This window comes from Paenibacillus sp. LX16 (assembly GCF_036252815.1).
GTDB classification, from domain to species: domain Bacteria; phylum Bacillota; class Bacilli; order Paenibacillales; family Paenibacillaceae; genus Paenibacillus; species Paenibacillus polymyxa_B.
Map to the genome: position 1 here is coordinate 2,756,836 of NZ_CP141152.1, position 2,427 is coordinate 2,759,262.

General features: G+C 36.9%; 1 protein-coding gene. It reads left to right on the forward strand.

The features are described 5' to 3' along the window. Positions 1-14 precede the first annotated feature (14 nt). Positions 15-323, forward strand: coding sequence for a hypothetical protein (locus T3H97_RS12320; protein ID WP_025723019.1), 309 nt, complete (start codon positions 15-17; stop codon positions 321-323). The last annotated feature ends 2,104 nt before the right edge of the window (positions 324-2,427 follow it).

Here is a 2,427-nt window from a genome sequence, read left to right on the forward strand (position 1 = left end):
GTGGAGGCAGATCAATGAACCAGCGTTTTCGAATCACTCGTTCCATGCAGGAAAGTCCTGTGGAGCAATCCATTTCCCTGGAGGAGTGCAAAGATTACTTTGCATCCCAGCCAGACTTTTCGTATTCACGAGTGCTAATCATACAAGGTGCTGAGAGCACCATGTCGATCGAGGGAGATTTTTTCATGTGGAAGTATGCTGATGTAGAAATACCTTTTCGTCATTACATGGGTGATGTGTATGTGGCTATTTCCGATGAGGCTGTCGTGCCTAAGATGATTGAAATTGCAACAGATTTGCAAGCAGATGTGGTGGATGGGTGAAGAACTATTCACTATTCTTATTCTGCTGAAGGTTGTTGACTTCGTAGTATATCTTTACAGCAAATTGACAGTGCTGATTTCTGCCTGCTGACATCGAGTTACATAGATGTCAGCATTTTTGTTAACCACGCAACTTCATTGGACAAAATTTAGTTATTGAATATCATAATCTGTTGAATAGGTATCATTTTTTGGATTGTTTTCTCATTTTTCAAGGGTTCGTTTCCTGTCTGGTCAGGGCAGAAGCTCACTCGGTTGTGATGCGCTCGTCAACAAAAACGATTCGATTCGTACACAGTATACATCACACAACAAATGTTTCCGGTACATTCGCTGTGGGAGTATTCATTTCATTCTTAAGGGTCAAATCGCAAAAAGTTAAAAATAGCAAGTCTCTTGCAACATGGAGACTTGCTATTTTGTATTTTCGATTCATTAAATTTCGCGAAAAAAAGTAGTTCCAAAGTTATGGATTTTCTAAAAATTTATATTTTTAAAGGGAAATAAAAACGTTTCTATTAATTAAAAAATAAATTTTATAGCTTAAATTAGAGAAAATTTAAGCTGAACTGAAATTTCAGAAGAAAAATTAAAGAAAATTACGTATGTGAATTAGTTCAAAAGAACTATAAAAAGTCACTATCTATTTAAAAAGTGAAGAGTTATTAATTTTGAATCATTTCAGCTTTATACAAATAAATTCCATGATATAGGTAATTAAAGAATATTGCTGAAAAAGTTGAATTTTGTCGAATGATGTCAGGATTGAGTTGTTACATTTGTGTTAATGATATGTAACATGAAATTTGCTTTGGTACAAGGGTTTTGGACTTTTTTGCAAGCCTACATCATTTTGATTTTATCAATTTATAAAATCAAAAATTTTGTTTTGAAGCACGTTAATTGGTCATGATGAGTATTCAATTTAATAAATAAGTGAAATTCTTGCATTTGAAGATATAAAAATAATAGAATAATATGGGTTATTTATTGATTTCATGAAATCTATCAATTTGGAACTTATGTCCCATGCTAATCGGTTTTAAAGTTTGTATATTTAAAATAGCTAGAAAGTATTGGGAGGAAAAAAGGGATATAAGGATTTATTGTGAGATTTTGGACAGCAAGAGGACATGGGGAATTTATATGCTGACTCGGTCATGTCTTGGTTTTGGAAAATCGCAATCCATCTGACTGAGAAGATCCAGTTATTTTGTTTCGCCCGACCTGAGGGCTTTGCCTGAATGGCTTACAGAACATGAAAGTTGTTCAACAGCAGCTCCATGGACATCAAGCATGACAACATGCCCTCACTGCTTCCCGAAATAGCTTCATAAGTACATAAGCTGTTTTCTTTATTAGAGACTGTATGGGAGCACTGATTGTAATTGAAACAGCATGGCAGTTGTATAGGCAAAACTGCAAGATTCCCTGTCCATAGCATCATATCCGGTAAATTCTTCTCACACCTTCCGTATTCCAAAAGACAACTCCATTATTTTTAAGGTATACGAAACGTATCCTTAACAGCCTGGGAATCTCGTTAGCTCGTCCGATGACCATCACTTTTTCATCCATGTACAAAATCAGGAAGTTATAAGCGCAGTTGTGAGTATTTTTTCGCTCCTTTCAGCCTAGAATTACACTCCTAACCACGCTGCAGCAGCTTATGCATCTCACAGCATCGATACCCTCCAGCCAAGATTCAGACAGCACACATCACGATACACTACGTTGTTAACACTGCGGCAACCATTCTACAACCCACCACCAAGATGTACTCTCAGCATAATTCAAAAACGATCTCATTCCATACACGTATTCATACATCCAGAGTCAGAGTTATTTCACTATGTCCGCCAACTAAAAAAGCTTGCACTGCGAAAGTGTGATCGATGAAAAAGAGAGATGTGCTTGTTTCGATCAAATTCAGCTCTTTGAAGGCACCCATGTCTCAATGGTATATCAGGAGTGATCGCTTTTGCCGACTGCCATTGGCAATTTAATGCCGGAGAAAAGACACGCATGGCTAGTTCCTTGACAAGGACGGTCATTTATGAGGAGTTACTTTTTACCCATATCTATTTCGCGAGGAGAGATACGT